The organism is Sphingomonas sp. DC1600-2, assembly GCF_049897605.1.
Lineage (GTDB): Bacteria > Pseudomonadota > Alphaproteobacteria > Sphingomonadales > Sphingomonadaceae > Sphingomonas.
Window position 1 is genome coordinate 410,959 of record NZ_JAFCWO010000003.1, and the last position, 14,109, is coordinate 425,067.

Sequence of the window (14,109 nt, forward strand, 5' to 3'; positions counted from 1 at the left end):
AGTAGATTTAAGGATAACTCACGGTCTTCGGCACGCCGGGGATCGGGATCCATTCCTTGTCGTCGCCGGGCACCTTGGGGAATTCGCCTGCGGTCCAGGCGCGCTTGGCTTCTTCGATGCGGTCGCGGTTGGAGGAGACGAAATTCCACCAGACGTGGCGCGGGGTGGTGAACGCCTCGCCGCCGCATAGCATCGCGCGCGCACCGATGGCGGAGCGCAGCGTCGCGGCGACGCCGGGTTTGAGCACATAGAGCGTCATCGGCTCCAGCGTCATGCCGTCGAGCGTCGCTTCGCCAATCGCGATGTAGATGGCGCGCTCGTCGGCCTCTGCATCGATCGGCACCGCGCCGCCTGCATCGAGCACGATGTCGGCATAGATCGTGCTGGCATAAGTGGTGGTCGGCGCGCTCTGCCCCCATAGGCTGCCCATCACCACGCGCGCACGGGCCCCCGGCGTCTCGACCGTCGGCAGATCGGCCTTGGCGACATGCTCGAAGGCGGGATCGCGCTCTTCATCCGCTTCGGGCAAGGCAAGCCAGGTCTGGATGCCCGACAATTCGGGGCCGACCGCGCGCTCGGCGCTGGGCGAGCGTTCGGAATGGACGATGCCGTGCCCTGCCGTCATCAGATTGACCGCGCCGGGCTCGATCACCACGTCGCTGCCGATCGAATCGCGGTGGCCGAGCGCGCCTGCGAACAGATAGGTGACCGTCGCCAGATTGATGTGCGGGTGCGGGCGCACGTCGATGCCGGTGCCGACCTCCAGCCGTGCGGGGCCCATCTGGTCGAAGAAGATGAACGGGCCGACCATCGTGCGCGGTCGCGACGGCAAGGTGCGATGCACCTTGAAGCCGCCGAGATCGTGGGTCGAGGGGGTGATCGTCTGCAGGATCAGATCGTCATTGGTCATGGCTGTGCCTCCAGATCGGCGAGAAGGGCGAGCAGGTCGCTCGGGAAATAGGGCTCGGTCGCTTGCGTCAGTTCCGCGCGGGTGAACCAGCGCCAGCGCGTCATCACGCGCTGCTCGAGCGCGGTGTGGCCGTGCGTCTCGATCCGGTCGTGCGGCGCGCGGACGAGGAAATAGCGTTCGTCGGCGGTGACGGGCACGCCTTCGATCGTCAGAAAATCGACCACGCGGCGTAGGATTTCGGGGCCGGGATCGAGATCGAAGCCGGTTTCCTCCAGCAATTCGCGTCGGGCGGCGGCGGGATAGTCTTCGCCCGGATCGAGTGCGCCGCCGGGCGTGCACCAGAAAGGCGGGCGGTCATCTGGGTCGAAACGGAACAAGAGGACGCGCCCCGCCGGATCGAGCAACACGATGCGCGCGGCGGGGCGGGGGGTGCGGGTCATGCAGCGTCGAGCTCGGGATAATGGCGGAAGATGCCGTTCTGCGAGAAGGGCAGGCGGCGTTCGCTCTTCAGATAGGCGCGGATGCCGGGCAGATCGGCGACGAGATCGTGGATGCGGATCAGGCCGGGATAAGCGGGCTCGAGCGCGGCCATCCGCTTGGGGAACATATAGCGCAGCCCCTCGACCAACTGGAACAGCGACGTGTCGGCATAGGTCCAGTGATGGTCGATTAGCCATTCGCCCGAGCCGCTATTGGCCGCCTGCTCGAAGTGATCGAGGAATTTGGGCATGCGCTCCTCGCGGAACACCCTGGCTACCGCGAGCGCAGTGTCCTTCTGCGCCTCATAGGTCAGTGACCCGGCGATCGGGTGGTGGACGCTGTGGACCTCGGTGACCATGTCGGCGATCGTCAATTGCAACTGGTTGAGCCACAACCGGTCGGCAATGCGCGATGCGCCGACCTGATGATGGTCGCCGAGAAAAAGCAGGATGTTGGCGACCTGCGCGATCACCATGCCGTCGAGTTCAAGATAGGGCGGCGCGAAGGGGCCGCGCTTGGTGGCATGTTTGGCCATGTTGGCGACCAGCGCGTCCTCACCCTCGACGCGGCCGCATTCGACATAGGCGATCCCCGCTGCCTCCAGCGGCAATCTGATGAATTCGCCACGGCCCTGGATTCCGGGCCAATACCACAGACCGTAGCGCATCGCTTATTCTCCCGGAGCCCGGGCGCGGATCGCGAGGGCGTGAATGCGGCCCCGCAGCAGGTCCGCCAGCGCCTGATTGACCAAACGCTGTCGCCCAACGCGCGACAGACCGACAAAGGCCCCGGATTCGACCGTGACGGTAAAGTGCGATTCGCCGGTGCCGTCGTCACCGAGATGCCCGGCATGCTGCGCACTGTCGTTGGAGACATCGAGCGCGGTCGGGGAGAGGGCTGCGACGAGGCGATCGCGAATCTCATCGACGATCGGGCGCGGAATCGGATGGGGGGCGGTGGCAGGGTCTGTCATCGCGCCTATATAGACCGCTTTTGCATTTGAGGGAGCCGCGTGGCCCGCGACGACGACAAGAAAGATGGCGCGAGAGAGCGGCCCGCCCCGCGCTTCCACGGACGCGTGGAGGGAAGCGGGCGCGTGTGCGAGGAACCGGGCTGCGACGAAGCCGGTGAATTTCGCGCGCCGGCGGGCGATGGACCGCGTTTCGGTGCGGATGGCCCGCGTGGCTATCGCTGGTTCTGCCTCGACCATGTCCGCGCGTTCAACGCGCGCTACAATTTCTTCAACGGTATGAGCCCCGAGGAAATCCACGCGCAACAGCGCCCGTTCGCCGGATGGGAGCGCGAGACGCGCGCCTTCGCGCATTCGGGCGGGGACGTGCCGCCGAAATGGTCCGATTTCAGCGATCCGCTCGACGCGATCGGCGCGCGTTTCCGGCGCAAGATGGAGCCAGAGCGGAAGGACGGGCGGCCTTTGTCGGAGGTCGACCGGCGCTCGCTCAAGGTGCTGGGGCTCGCCCCCGATGTCGACCGGCGCGGTTTGCGCGAACGCTATGCCGAATTGGTGCGCAAATATCACCCCGATCGCAATGGCGGCGACCGCAGTTTCGAGAGCAAGCTGCAGGACGTGATCGCGGCCTACACCCAGCTAAAGAGCGCGGCGGCGTTCGCCTGAACGCTCAATGCTCCGCGACGGCAGCGTCACCCGGGCCGACCACGCCGAAGACGACGCCGTGCGGATCGCTCGCCACGATGATGCGGTCGCCGCCGGGGACCTCGATCGGCCCCATCGTCACGCTGCCGCCCGCCTCGGTCACCTTGGCGGCTGCCGCCTCGATGTCGGGCGCGCGGAAATAGAAGCGCCAGCCGGGCGGCGGGCCCGAGCCGTCATGCCGCATCGTCGCACCGAAGGTCAGGTTGCCGACCGCGATGAAGCGATATTCGCCCATCGGCCCCATCGGCATGACGTCGGGATAGTTCCAGCCGAACACGCTGCGGTAAAAGGCGTCGCCGGCGTCCTGATCGGGAGTGATCAGCTCGTTCCAGTTGCACTTGCCCATGCCGGTGCGCTCATAAGCGGTGCTCGATGCGTCGCTGTCGCCGCGCATGATGTAGAAGGGGATGCCCTGCGGATCGGCGACCACCGCCATGCGGCCGACCCCCGGCATGGTCCATGGGCCCATATGCACCGTTCCGCCTGCGGCCTTGATCGCATCGGCAGTCGCATCGGCATCGTCTACGCCAAGATAGAACAGCCAGCCGGGCCTGGCCCCGCCTGCCGCCATCTCGGGCGTCAGCCGCATCACCCCGCCGACCGCGCCGTGCCCGGTTTCGATCATGCGGTAATCCATTTCGGGAGTCGGCTCGCCGATCGACCAGCCGATGACGTGATCGTAGAACGCTTTCGACGCGGGCGGGTCGATGCTTTGCAACTCGTACCAGATCGGGGTGCCGTGTGGGTTGGTCATGGGGCGCTCCTCTCGCGTTAAGGTCAGGCCGTGAGGTCGAGGACGGGGTCGAACCCGCCGAAGATCATGCGCCTGCCGTCGAACGGGATCGGCGTGTCCGCCATCCGGGGGTCGCTGCGCATCTTTTCCATTGCCGCATCGCGCGTCACCCGGTCGGGCCATTCGATCCACGAAAACGCCACCGTTTCCTCCGCCGTCGCGGCGACGGCGCGTGCGAAATCGGTGTGTTGACCCGCCGGAACGTCGTCGCCCCAGCCCTCGACGATGCGCGTCGCGCCGAGTTCCAGGAACATCGCGTCGACCAGGCGCGCATGGTCGAGGAACTCGGCCTTGCGCTCGGTCGGCACGGGGATCACGAAGCCGTCGATATACATGCGTCCTCTCCTGATCGTTCGAGGGTGGGTGGCGGGATTGATCGGGTCAGCCGGCCGTTTCCGCCTGCGGCTGCGCAGCGGGCGCGGCGTTGGCATCCATCCAGAACGGGCCGAGGCCGTGGCCGTCGGGATCCTCGATCCCGCGTGAATACATAAAGCCTTCGTCCTCCGCGCCGTGCGCCTCGCGCCCGCCCGCCGCCAGCGCGCGCGCCGCAAACGCATCCACCGCCTCGCGCGAATCGAGCGCCAGCGCGAACAGCGCGCCGCTGGTCGCGTGCGCATCGATGATCCGTTTGGGGGTGAAGCTGCTGTACAGATCGTGGGCGAGCAGCATGAAGTTGACCGAATCCGACCACGTCATCGCGGCACCGGAGGCGTTGGAGAACTGCTCGTTCCTGGTGCAGCCGATCGCTTCGTAAAAGGCGATGGACGCAGCGACGTTGGCAACGGGCAAATTGATAAAGACGGCGTTGGCCACGGCGCACCTCTCCTTTTGCGACTCGCTGTTTGTATTTGATGCATCTTCAGGTTACTTAAAACAACCATGAAGTTAGAAAAAGTGACCAAAACCCCTCCGGTTGCGACGAAGCGCTGGTATGACGATGCGTGTGGAACCGCGCTGGCGCTGGAGTTCGTGGGGGAGCGCTGGTCGCTGCTGGTCATCCGCGAATTGCTGCTGGGGCCGCGACGTTTCAGCGAAATTCGCGGCGGTTTGCCGGGCCTGAGCGCCAACGTGCTGACGCAGCGGTTGCAGGGGCTGGAGGCGGCAGGGATTCTCGCGCGCGCGACGCTGCCGTCGCCCGCCAATGTCCAGGTCTATGCGCTGACGCCGTGGGGGTATGAAGCCGAGCCGATCGTGATGGCGCTGGGGCGCTGGGCGTTGCGGTCGCCCGCGCATGACCCGTCGCTGCCCTTTTCGCGCGTGGCGCTGATGCTGGCGCTGCGCATGATGTTTCATCCCGAGCGGGCGGGCGGCTTTGCCGGGGCGTTCGGTTTCGTGCTCGGCAAGGAGCGTTATGGTGCCCGCATCGCCGATGGCGCGCTGACGGTCAGCCGCGGCGACGTCGCCGATCCCGATGCGGTGTTTGAAGGCGAGCCCAACGCCTTTCTGCCCGCGCTGTTCGGCACGACGCCGTTGGCGGAGGTGGTGTCGTGGGGGCGGCTGGCGGTCAGCGGCGATGCCGCGCTCGCCGCACGCTTCTGCACTGTGTTCGAACTGCCGCCCAAAATTGCATGAAACTCACGTCTCGACTTCGCGCGATACGAAGGGCTAGGGAGGGGGCAACCACCTTGCAGAGCATTCAGCAATGACCACGATTCCGAACACTCAGCCCGACAGCCGCGAGACTACGATCCTCGACGCGCCCGACCAGATGAAGAAGGTCCGCGATCTGTTCGGGATCGATTCGGATATGCAGGTCCCCGCGTTCAGCGAAGCCGATGAGCGCGTGCCCGATCTCGACCCGACCTATGTGTTCGACAAGGACACCACGCTCGCGATTTGCGCAGGCTTTGCGCACAACCGCCGCGTGATGGTGCAGGGCTATCACGGCACCGGCAAATCGACGCATATCGAACAGGTCGCGGCGCGGCTGAACTGGCCGTGCATCCGCATCAACCTCGACGCGCATATCAGCCGCATCGACTTGATCGGGCGCGATGCGATCGTGCTGAAGGACGGCCAGCAAGTCACCGAGTTCCGCGAGGGGCTGTTGCCCTGGGCGTTGCAGACGCCGACCGCCTTGGTGTTCGACGAATATGATGCGGGCCGCCCCGACGTGATGTTCGTGATCCAGCGCGTGCTGGAAACCGAGGGCAAGTTGACGCTGCTCGACCAGAACCGCGTGATCCGCCCCAACCCCTATTTCCGCCTGTTCGCCACCGCCAATACGGTGGGGCTGGGCGATACGTCGGGCCTGTATCACGGCACGCAGCAGATCAACCAGGGCCAGATGGACCGCTGGAACATCGTCGTCACGCTCAACTATCTGCCTGCCGCCGTCGAGGCGCGGATCGTGCTCGCCAAATCGGGCGAATATGATCACCCCGAGGGCAAACGCCAAGTCGAGAATATGGTGCGCGTGGCGGACCTGACGCGCCGCGGCTTCATCAATGGCGACATTTCGACGGTGATGAGCCCGCGTACCGTCATCACCTGGGCGCAGAACACGCTGATCTTCGGCGATGTCGGTTTCGCCTTCCGCCTGTCCTTCCTCAACAAATGCGACGAAACGGAGCGCAGTCTGGTGGCGGAATATTATCAGCGGGTGTTCGGCAAGGATCTGCCCGAAAGCGTGGTGGCGCAGTGATGCTCGCGCTGCTCCTGCTCCAGGCGGCAGCGCCCGCACCCACCGCAGCGCCGTGGGCGATTCAAACGCACGTCAACGGCGCAAATACATCGACCTCGAGTTCGGCCTGGTCGACCGACGCCAAGGCGCGGCTGGTCGTGCGCTGTGACGTGACCAACGAAAAGATCGTTTCGATCCAGTTCATCCCCAAGCCCGGCTTTTCGGCAGCTTTGCCGCGCCCGGTATCGATCAATGTCGATGATGGCGGCTGGCTTGGCACCAACTGGCAATTCCCCGGCAGCGGTGCCTTCATCAGCAACGATGCGGTCGTCAGCAACCTGTCCGTCATGATCGCGCACGGCAAATCGATCCGCGTTCGCGTGATCGACCCTGAGGAAAAGGTGGTCGAGGCGCAGTTCGTCGGTCCGGGCGAAGCGCCGATCCGACAAGTGCTGTCGGCCTGCGGCTATGAATTCGGCAAGGCCCCGCCGCGCGTGGCGGCAACCGCCGCTACTCCGCCAGCCAACCCTGAGCCGGGGGACGATCAATGACCCTGCCTGCGCCCGCAAAAGGCATTTGCCGATGACGGCCTTCACGCTCGGACGGCTCAACCATGTCGGCGTGGCGACGCCGTCGATCGAACGTTCGATCGCGCTGTATCGCGACGTGCTGGGTGCGACCCGGATTGGCGAACCCTTCGATTTGCCGGCGCAGGGCGTGAAGGTCTGTTTCATCGACACGCCCAACACGCAGATCGAACTGATCGAGCCCTATGATGAAAGTTCGCCAATTGCGGGCTTTCTGCGCAAGAACCCGGCGGGCGGGCAGCATCATGTCTGTTTCGAAGTGCCCGAAATCCATGCCGCCGTCGCCGCGTTGAAGGCGAAGGGGGCGACCATTCTGGGCGAGCCGCGTATCGGCGCGCATGGCACGCCGATCGTCTTCGTCCACCCCAAGGATATGGGCGGCGTGCTGGTCGAACTGATGGAGACGCCGACCGACGCCCATTGATACCTTGGCACCGCGTTGTGCCGGGGACAGGAGAGGAATGCCATGAGCTATACGATGATCGAGGCCGACCGGCGCGGCGATGTGCTGGTGCTGACGCTCAACCGGCCCGAGCGGCTGAATGCCGCGCCGCCTGCAATGTTCGTGGAATTGCGGAGCGCGCTCGGTGCGCTCGACGGTGCGCGCGCGGTGCTGATCGCGGCGGCGGGGCGGGGGTTTTGCTCGGGTGCGGATGTCGCGGGCGGGGCGCTGGGCAGCGACGATCCCGGCAATGCCACCTTCGCCGCCCTCACCGAGGCCTATAACCCGACGATCGCCGCGATCGCCGATCTGGGCGTTCCGGTGGTCAGCGCGGTGCGCGGGCCCGCGGCGGGGATCGGCTGCAGCCTGGCGCTGGCCGCCGATTTCTGTGTGGGCTCCGAGACGGCCTATTTCCTGCAGGCGTTCGTCAATATCGGGCTGGTGCCCGATGGCGGCGCAAGCTGGATGCTGCCGCGCCTGATCGGCCGGGCGCGCGCGACCGAAATGATGCTGCTGGGCGAGCGCATCGCGGCGGCCAAGGCGCTCGACTGGGGGATGATCCACAAGGTCGTCGCCGACGATGTGCTCGATGCCGAGGCGTTCGCTTTGGCCGAGCGGCTGGCGGCGGGGCCGACGCTCGCCTTGGGGCTGATGCGGCGGCAGATCCGCCATGCCTATGAAGTCGATTATGCCGCCGCGATGCTGCAGGAAGCCGAGAATCAGCGCACCGTGCGCGGCAGTGCGGATTCGATGGAAGGCGGCATCGCCTTCCTGCAAAAGCGCAAGCCGGTGTTCAAAGGGGCGTGAGTTGCATTCCCTCTCCCTTTGGGAGAGGGAGGGAGCCGCCGTAAGGCGGCGGAAGGGTGAGGGTCACCCTCACCAACTTCGGCTAAGCCGCTGCGCGGCTAAGCCTTCGTATCCTCTCCCGATGGGAGAGGAGGAATGGACCGATGACAGACAAACCCACCCTTGAAGACTGGCAGGCCCTCGCCGCGAAAGAGGTGAAGGGGCGTGATCTGACCTGGCACACGCCGGAAGGGATCGCCGTCAAGCCGCTCTACACTGCAGCCGATGTGGCCGGGATCGATCCCGGTCTGCCGGGTTTTGCGCCGTTCACGCGCGGGGTGCGCGCGTCAATGTATGCGGGGCGGCCGTGGACGATCCGGCAATATGCGGGTTTCTCGACTGCGGAAGCCTCCAACGCTTTCTACCGGCGTAACCTGGCGGCGGGGCAGAAGGGGCTGTCGGTCGCGTTCGATCTGGCGACGCATCGCGGCTATGATAGCGACCATCCGCGCGTGACCGGCGATGTCGGCAAAGCGGGCGTGGCGATCGACACGATCGACGACATGAAGATCCTGTTCGACGGCATTCCGCTCGACAAGATGTCGGTCTCGATGACGATGAACGGCGCGGTGATCCCGATCCTCGCTTTCTTCATCGTCGCGGGTGAGGAGCAGGGGGTCTCTCAGGATCAGCTCGACGGCACGATCCAGAACGACATCCTCAAGGAGTTCATGGTCCGCAACACCTATATCTATCCCCCCGAACCGAGCATGCGGATCATCTCGGACATCATCGCCTACACCTCGGCATATATGCCGAAGTTCAATTCGATCTCGATTTCCGGCTATCACATGCAGGAAGCGGGGGCGACGCAGCTGCAGGAACTGGCCTTCACGATCGCCGACGGGCGCGAATATGCCAAGGCGGCGATGGCGAGCGGGCTCGACCTCGATGCGTTCGCCGGGCGGCTGAGCTTCTTCTTCGCGATCGGCATGAACTTCTTCATGGAGGTCGCCAAATTGCGCGCGGCGCGCAAATTGTGGCACCGCGTGATGACCGATCTTGGAGCCAAGGACGAGCGCTCCAAGATGCTGCGCACGCACTGCCAGACGAGCGGCGTGTCGCTGACCGAGCAGGACCCGTATAACAATGTGATCCGCACCACGATCGAGGCGATGGCGGCGATGCTGGGGGGGACGCAGAGCCTCCACACCAATGCGCTGGACGAAGCGATCGCACTGCCGACCGATTTCTCGGCACGGATCGCGCGCAACACGCAGATCGTGCTGCAGGAAGAGACGGGGATGACCAAGGTCGTCGATCCCCTGGGCGGCAGCTATTATATCGAGAGCCTGACCGAGGAACTGGTCGACAAAGCGTGGGAGATCATCGAGCGCGTCGAGGCCGAGGGCGGCATGGCGCAAGCGGTGGCGGCGGGCTGGCCCAAGGCGATGATCGAGGAAGCGTCGGCTGCGCGCGCCGCGCGGGTCGACAAGGGCGAGGACGTCATCGTCGGCGTCAACAAATATAAGCTGGCCGAGCAGGACCCGATCGACATTCTCGACGTCGACAACGTCGCGGTGCGCGAGGCGCAGATCGCGCGGATTGCCAAGTCCAAGGCGGGGCGGGATGAGGCGAAGTGTCAGGCGGCGCTGGAGGCTTTGAGGGAAGGTGCGCGAAATCCTCCCCGGCACGGGGAGGGGGACCGTGAGCATATAGCGAAGGGTGGAGGGGGCGTGCCACAGGCGGGCGGGTCGCTTGGGGAGAGCCCCCTCCGTCAGCCTGCGGCTGCCACCTCCCCATTCCGGGGAGGATCGAACCTTCTCGCACTTGCCGTTGAATGCGCCCGCCAGCGGGCGACTTTGGGCGAGATTTCCTCGGCGATGGAAGATGTGTTCGGGCGCTATGACACCGTGCCGACGCCGGTATCGGGCATTTACGGTGGCGCGCACGCATTTGATGCGGCGTGGCAGGGCTTGAAGGACGGCGTCGTCTCGCTGGAGACGCGCAATGGCCGCCGCCCCCGCATGCTGGTCGCCAAGATGGGGCAGGATGGGCATGATCGGGGTGCCAATCTGGTGTCGTCGGCGTTCGGCGATCTCGGTTTCGAAGTGGTGCCGGGTCCGCTGTTCCAGACGCCGGCCGAAGCCGCCAAGCTCGCGATCGAGCGTGATGTCGATGTGGTGGGTGCGTCGTCACTCGCGGCGGGGCACAAGACGCTGATCCCCGAACTGATCGGCCATTTGCGCGACGCGGGGCGCGGCGACATCAAGGTCATCGCGGGCGGGGTGATCCCGGCGCAGGATTACCAGTTCCTGCGCGATGCGGGCGTGCAGGGGATTTTCGGGCCCGGCACCAATCTGGTCGAGGCGGCGGGCGAAGTGCTCAGATTGCTGGGGCATAATATGCCCCCGGTTGAGGAAAGTGTGGAATGAACGAGTCTTTGAATCTCCCCTCCCTGGAAGGGAGGGGCCGGGGGTGGGTTGCTCTCAATGAAGAGCCGACCGCGCCCAACGGGCCGACCCACCCCCAACCCCTCCCTTCCAGGGAGGGGAGTGAGGTCAGGAACGACTGGACCCGCGCGGAAATCGCTGCGCTCTATGATCTGCCGTTCGATGAACTGATGTTCCGCGCGCAGACCGTCCACCGCACGCATCATGCGGCGGGGCAGGTGCAGCTTTGCACGCTGCTGTCGATCAAGACCGGCGGTTGCCCCGAGGATTGCGGCTATTGCAACCAGTCGGCCAGCGCCGACACCGAGCTGAAGGCCAGCAAGCTGATGGACGTGCGCGCGGTGCTGCAATCGGCGGCGCAGGCGCGTGATGCGGGAAGCCAGCGCTTCTGCATGGGCGCGGCCTGGCGCAACCCCAAGGACAAGGACATGCCCGCGATCATCGAGATGGTGCAGGGCGTGGCGAGCATGGGCATGGAAACCTGCATGACGCTGGGCATGCTGACGCCCGCCCAGGCGCAGCAGCTCGCCGAGGCGGGGCTCGATTATTACAACCACAATATCGACACTTCGCCGGAAAAATACGCGGAGGTCATCACCACGCGCACCTTCCAGGACCGGCTCGACACGCTCGATCATGTGCGCGAAGCCGGCATCAACGTGTGCTGCGGCGGGATCGTCGGCATGGGCGAGACGCGCGGCGACCGCGTCGGCTTCATCCATGCGCTGGCCACCTTGCCGCGCCACCCGGAGAGCGTGCCGGTCAATGCGTTGGTGCCGGTCAAGGGCACCGTGCTTGGCAACATGCTGGCCGATACCCCGCTCGCCAAGATCGACGATATCGAGTTCGTCCGCACCGTCGCGGTGGCGCGCATCACCATGCCGATGAGCATGGTGCGGCTGTCGGCCGGGCGCGAGAGCATGTCCGAAGCAACGCAGGCCTTGTGCTTCTTGGGCGGCGCGAATTCGATCTTCACCGGCGACAAATTGCTCACCACGGGCAATGCCGGGGACGACAAGGACGCCGCGCTGCTGGCGAAGCTCGGGCTCGTCCCGATGACGGGTGAAGAGCCGATGCGGGTGGCGGCCGCCTAATTCCCCTCCCGCTTGCGGGAGGGGCTAGGGGAGGGACTTTCCTCCCCCCAGACATCAACCCCTTGCGGACGGCCCTCCCCCGGCCCCTCCCGCAAGCGGGAGGGGAGAGTAGAATGTTCAAGAAAATCCTGGTCGCCAATCGCGGTGAAATCGCCTGCCGGGTGATGCGCACCGCCAAGAAGATGGGGATCGCGACGGTCGCGGTCTATTCCGACGCCGATGCGCGCAGCCCGCATGTGCTGATGGCGGATGAGAGCGTGCGGCTCGGGCCGCCGCCGGCGGGGGAGAGCTATTTGCTCGCCGACCTGATCCTGCTTGCGGCCAAGGAAACCGGCGCGGACTGCATCCATCCGGGCTATGGCTTCCTGTCCGAGCGCGAGAGCTTCGCCAAGGCCTGCGCCGAGGCGGGGATCACCTTTGTCGGGCCGCCGCCCGCCGCGATCGCCGCGATGGGCGACAAGATCGAATCGAAGAAGCTGGCCAAGCAGGCCGGGGTCAATGTCGTCCCCGGTTTCCTCGGCGAAATCGCCGATACCGAGGACGCGGTGCGGATCGCGAGCGATATCGGTTATCCGGTGATGATGAAGGCGAGCGCGGGCGGCGGCGGCAAGGGGATGCGGCTGGCTTATAGCGAACAGGACGTGCGCGAAGGCTTCGAGGCGACCAAGCGCGAGGGGCTGGCGTCGTTCGGCGACGACCGCGTGTTCATCGAGAAGTTCATCGAAAGCCCGCGCCACATCGAAATCCAGGTGATGGGCGACCAGCACGGCAACATCGTCTATCTGGGCGAGCGCGAATGCTCGATCCAGCGGCGGCATCAGAAGGTGGTCGAGGAAGCGCCATCACCGTTCGTGACGCCGAAAATGCGCAAGGCGATGGGCGAGCAGGCGGTCGCGCTGGCACGCGCGGTCGGCTATTATTCGGCAGGGACGGTCGAATTGATCGTGTCGGGCGCGGATACGACGGGCGAGGGCTTCTACTTCCTCGAAATGAACACCCGGCTGCAAGTCGAGCATCCCGTGACCGAGGCAGTGACCGGGCTCGATCTGGTCGAACTGATGATCCGCGTCGCGGCCGGCGAGCCGCTGGGGTTCGGGCAGGACGATGTGCAGTTGAACGGCTGGGCGGTGGAAAATCGCGTCTATGCCGAGGACCCGTATCGCGGGTTCCTGCCGAGCATCGGGCGGCTGGTGCGGTATAATCCGCCTGAGAGCAAGGGCACGCCGTACACATCCCCCTCCCCTTCAGGGGAGGGGCTAGGGGAGGGGCTGTCCGCAGGGGCGGCGCTCGAGACTTCCCCTCCCCCGACCCCTCCCCTGAAGGGGAGGGGAGAAGCGTATGTCCGCGTCGACGATGGCGTGCGCGAAGGGGGCGAGGTCAGCATGTTCTATGACCCGATGATCGCCAAGCTGATTACCTGGGCACCGACGCGCGAGGAAGCGATCGACGAACAGATCGCAGCGCTCGACGCGTTCGAGATCGAAGGGCCGGGCAACAATCTCGATTTCCTGTCGGCGCTGATGCAGCATCCGCGCTTCCGCTCGGGCAACATCACCACCGGCTTCATCGCCGAGGAATATCCGGACGGCTTCCACGGCGCGCCCGCCTCGCCCGAACTGTCCGAAGCGCTCGCCGCGATCGCGGCCTTTGCTGCCACCGCCGAGGCCGACCGCGCACGTCGCATCGACGGGCAACTCGGCAAGCGGCTGCGGCCGCCGTCGGACTGGTCGGTCAAGATCGGCGAGACCGAGCATCTGGTGGCGATTTCGACCAGCGGCATCACGGTCGACGATGCCGATCTCGACATCGCGCTCGAATATACGCCGGGCGACCGCGTGGTCGAGGCGGAGCTGGATGACGCCCCGCTGACCGTGAAGATCGCGCGCACGCGCACCGGCTTTACGCTCACCACGCGCGGCGCAAGCCATGTCGCGCGCGTGCTGCCTGCGCATGTCGCGCCCTATGCGCAGCATCTGATCGAGAAGATCCCGCCCGATCTGTCGAAATTCCTGCTGTGCCCGATGCCGGGCCTGTTAATGCGGCTGGATGTCGCGGCGGGCGATAAGGTCGAAGCGGGCCAGCCGCTTGCGGTGGTCGAGGCGATGAAGATGGAAAACATCCTGCGCGCCGAAAAAGCGGGCACGGTCAAGACGATCAACGCCAAAACCGGCGACAGTCTCGCCGTCGACGCGGTCATTTTGGAAATGGAGTAACGCAAGACGTAGTTTCCGCGACAGATTGTCACGAAATTTCGGTGGACCGCGCGCGG

The 14,109-nt window shown here is 65.5% G+C and carries 16 protein-coding genes; 9 read left to right on the top strand and 7 right to left on the bottom strand.

Features of this window, described 5'->3' with window-relative positions; all coding sequences use genetic code 11:
• Positions 1-7: 7 nt before the first annotated feature.
• From ACP7BL_RS08665 to ACP7BL_RS08680, 4 genes are read right to left on the bottom strand one after another with little or no spacing between them, the layout of a single operon-like run.
• Positions 8-910: a pirin family protein gene (locus tag ACP7BL_RS08665; RefSeq protein WP_426258104.1), complete on the bottom strand. Its 903-nt coding sequence runs from the start codon at positions 908-910 to the stop codon at positions 8-10.
• Entirely contained in the window at positions 907-1,350 is a 444-nt protein-coding gene (locus ACP7BL_RS08670) for an NUDIX hydrolase (protein WP_137903225.1), read from the bottom strand. The genes ACP7BL_RS08665 and ACP7BL_RS08670 overlap by 4 nt, the downstream gene beginning before the upstream one ends.
• On the bottom strand, positions 1,347-2,057 hold the full coding sequence (locus ACP7BL_RS08675; protein WP_126848881.1) for a glutathione S-transferase: 711 nt from the start codon (positions 2,055-2,057) through the stop codon (positions 1,347-1,349). The genes ACP7BL_RS08670 and ACP7BL_RS08675 overlap by 4 nt, the downstream gene beginning before the upstream one ends.
• Positions 2,058-2,060: 3 nt before the next feature.
• Positions 2,061-2,363 carry a BolA family protein gene (locus tag ACP7BL_RS08680; RefSeq protein WP_426258105.1) on the bottom strand — a complete coding sequence of 101 codons (303 nt, stop codon included), beginning with the start codon at positions 2,361-2,363 and terminating at the stop codon, positions 2,061-2,063.
• Between the two features lie 39 nt (positions 2,364-2,402).
• Here ACP7BL_RS08680 and ACP7BL_RS08685 point away from each other — a divergent pair, with 39 nt between their 5' ends.
• Positions 2,403-3,023, top strand: coding sequence for a J domain-containing protein (locus ACP7BL_RS08685; protein ID WP_126848882.1), 621 nt, complete (start codon positions 2,403-2,405; stop codon positions 3,021-3,023).
• A gap of 4 nt (positions 3,024-3,027) precedes the next feature.
• On the opposite strand, the gene ACP7BL_RS08690 is transcribed toward ACP7BL_RS08685, so the two are convergent.
• The 3 genes from ACP7BL_RS08690 to ACP7BL_RS08700 are packed head-to-tail and all read right to left on the bottom strand — an operon-like array spanning position 3,028 to position 4,668.
• The gene (locus tag ACP7BL_RS08690; RefSeq protein ID WP_426258106.1) at positions 3,028-3,816 is read right to left on the bottom strand and encodes a VOC family protein; all 789 of its coding nucleotides are present in this window, start codon (positions 3,814-3,816) and stop codon (positions 3,028-3,030) included.
• Positions 3,817-3,839: 23 nt separating this feature from the next.
• Positions 3,840-4,190 carry a DUF1428 domain-containing protein gene (locus ACP7BL_RS08695; RefSeq protein WP_033967136.1) on the bottom strand — a complete coding sequence of 117 codons (351 nt, stop codon included), beginning with the start codon at positions 4,188-4,190 and terminating at the stop codon, positions 3,840-3,842.
• A gap of 46 nt (positions 4,191-4,236) precedes the next feature.
• Complete coding sequence (locus ACP7BL_RS08700; protein WP_288045853.1) at positions 4,237-4,668, bottom strand: VOC family protein; 432 nt, start codon at positions 4,666-4,668, stop codon at positions 4,237-4,239.
• A gap of 81 nt (positions 4,669-4,749) precedes the next feature.
• Between ACP7BL_RS08700 and ACP7BL_RS08705 the strand changes: the two genes are divergently transcribed.
• From ACP7BL_RS08705 to ACP7BL_RS08740, 8 genes are all read left to right on the top strand, one after another.
• Positions 4,750-5,427 carry a winged helix-turn-helix transcriptional regulator gene (locus ACP7BL_RS08705; protein WP_426258107.1) on the top strand — a complete coding sequence of 226 codons (678 nt, stop codon included), beginning with the start codon at positions 4,750-4,752 and terminating at the stop codon, positions 5,425-5,427.
• 70 nt (positions 5,428-5,497) lie between these two features.
• Positions 5,498-6,499, top strand: a complete 1,002-nt coding sequence (gene cobS, locus ACP7BL_RS08710) for a cobaltochelatase subunit CobS (protein ID WP_126848886.1) — start codon at positions 5,498-5,500, stop codon at positions 6,497-6,499.
• A complete protein-coding gene (locus ACP7BL_RS08715; protein ID WP_126848887.1) occupies positions 6,499-7,029 on the top strand; it encodes a hypothetical protein in 531 nt (176 codons plus the stop codon). Before cobS ends, ACP7BL_RS08715 begins: the two co-directional genes overlap by 1 nt.
• A 31-nt stretch (positions 7,030-7,060) precedes the next feature.
• Positions 7,061-7,489 (top strand): methylmalonyl-CoA epimerase, encoded by a 429-nt coding sequence (gene mce, locus ACP7BL_RS08720; protein ID WP_426258108.1) that lies wholly within the window; start codon positions 7,061-7,063, stop codon positions 7,487-7,489.
• Between the two features lie 42 nt (positions 7,490-7,531).
• Entirely contained in the window at positions 7,532-8,314 is a 783-nt protein-coding gene (locus ACP7BL_RS08725) for an enoyl-CoA hydratase-related protein (protein ID WP_426258109.1), read from the top strand.
• A 143-nt stretch (positions 8,315-8,457) separates the two neighbouring features.
• Positions 8,458-10,728: a methylmalonyl-CoA mutase gene (gene scpA / locus ACP7BL_RS08730; protein ID WP_426258110.1), complete on the top strand. Its 2,271-nt coding sequence runs from the start codon at positions 8,458-8,460 to the stop codon at positions 10,726-10,728.
• Positions 10,725-11,840 (top strand): biotin synthase BioB, encoded by a 1,116-nt coding sequence (gene bioB / locus ACP7BL_RS08735; protein ID WP_426258111.1) that lies wholly within the window; start codon positions 10,725-10,727, stop codon positions 11,838-11,840. Before scpA ends, bioB begins: the two co-directional genes overlap by 4 nt.
• 113 nt (positions 11,841-11,953) lie before the next feature.
• Positions 11,954-14,053 carry a biotin carboxylase N-terminal domain-containing protein gene (locus ACP7BL_RS08740; protein WP_426258112.1) on the top strand — a complete coding sequence of 700 codons (2,100 nt, stop codon included), beginning with the start codon at positions 11,954-11,956 and terminating at the stop codon, positions 14,051-14,053.
• The last annotated feature ends 56 nt before the right edge of the window (positions 14,054-14,109 follow it).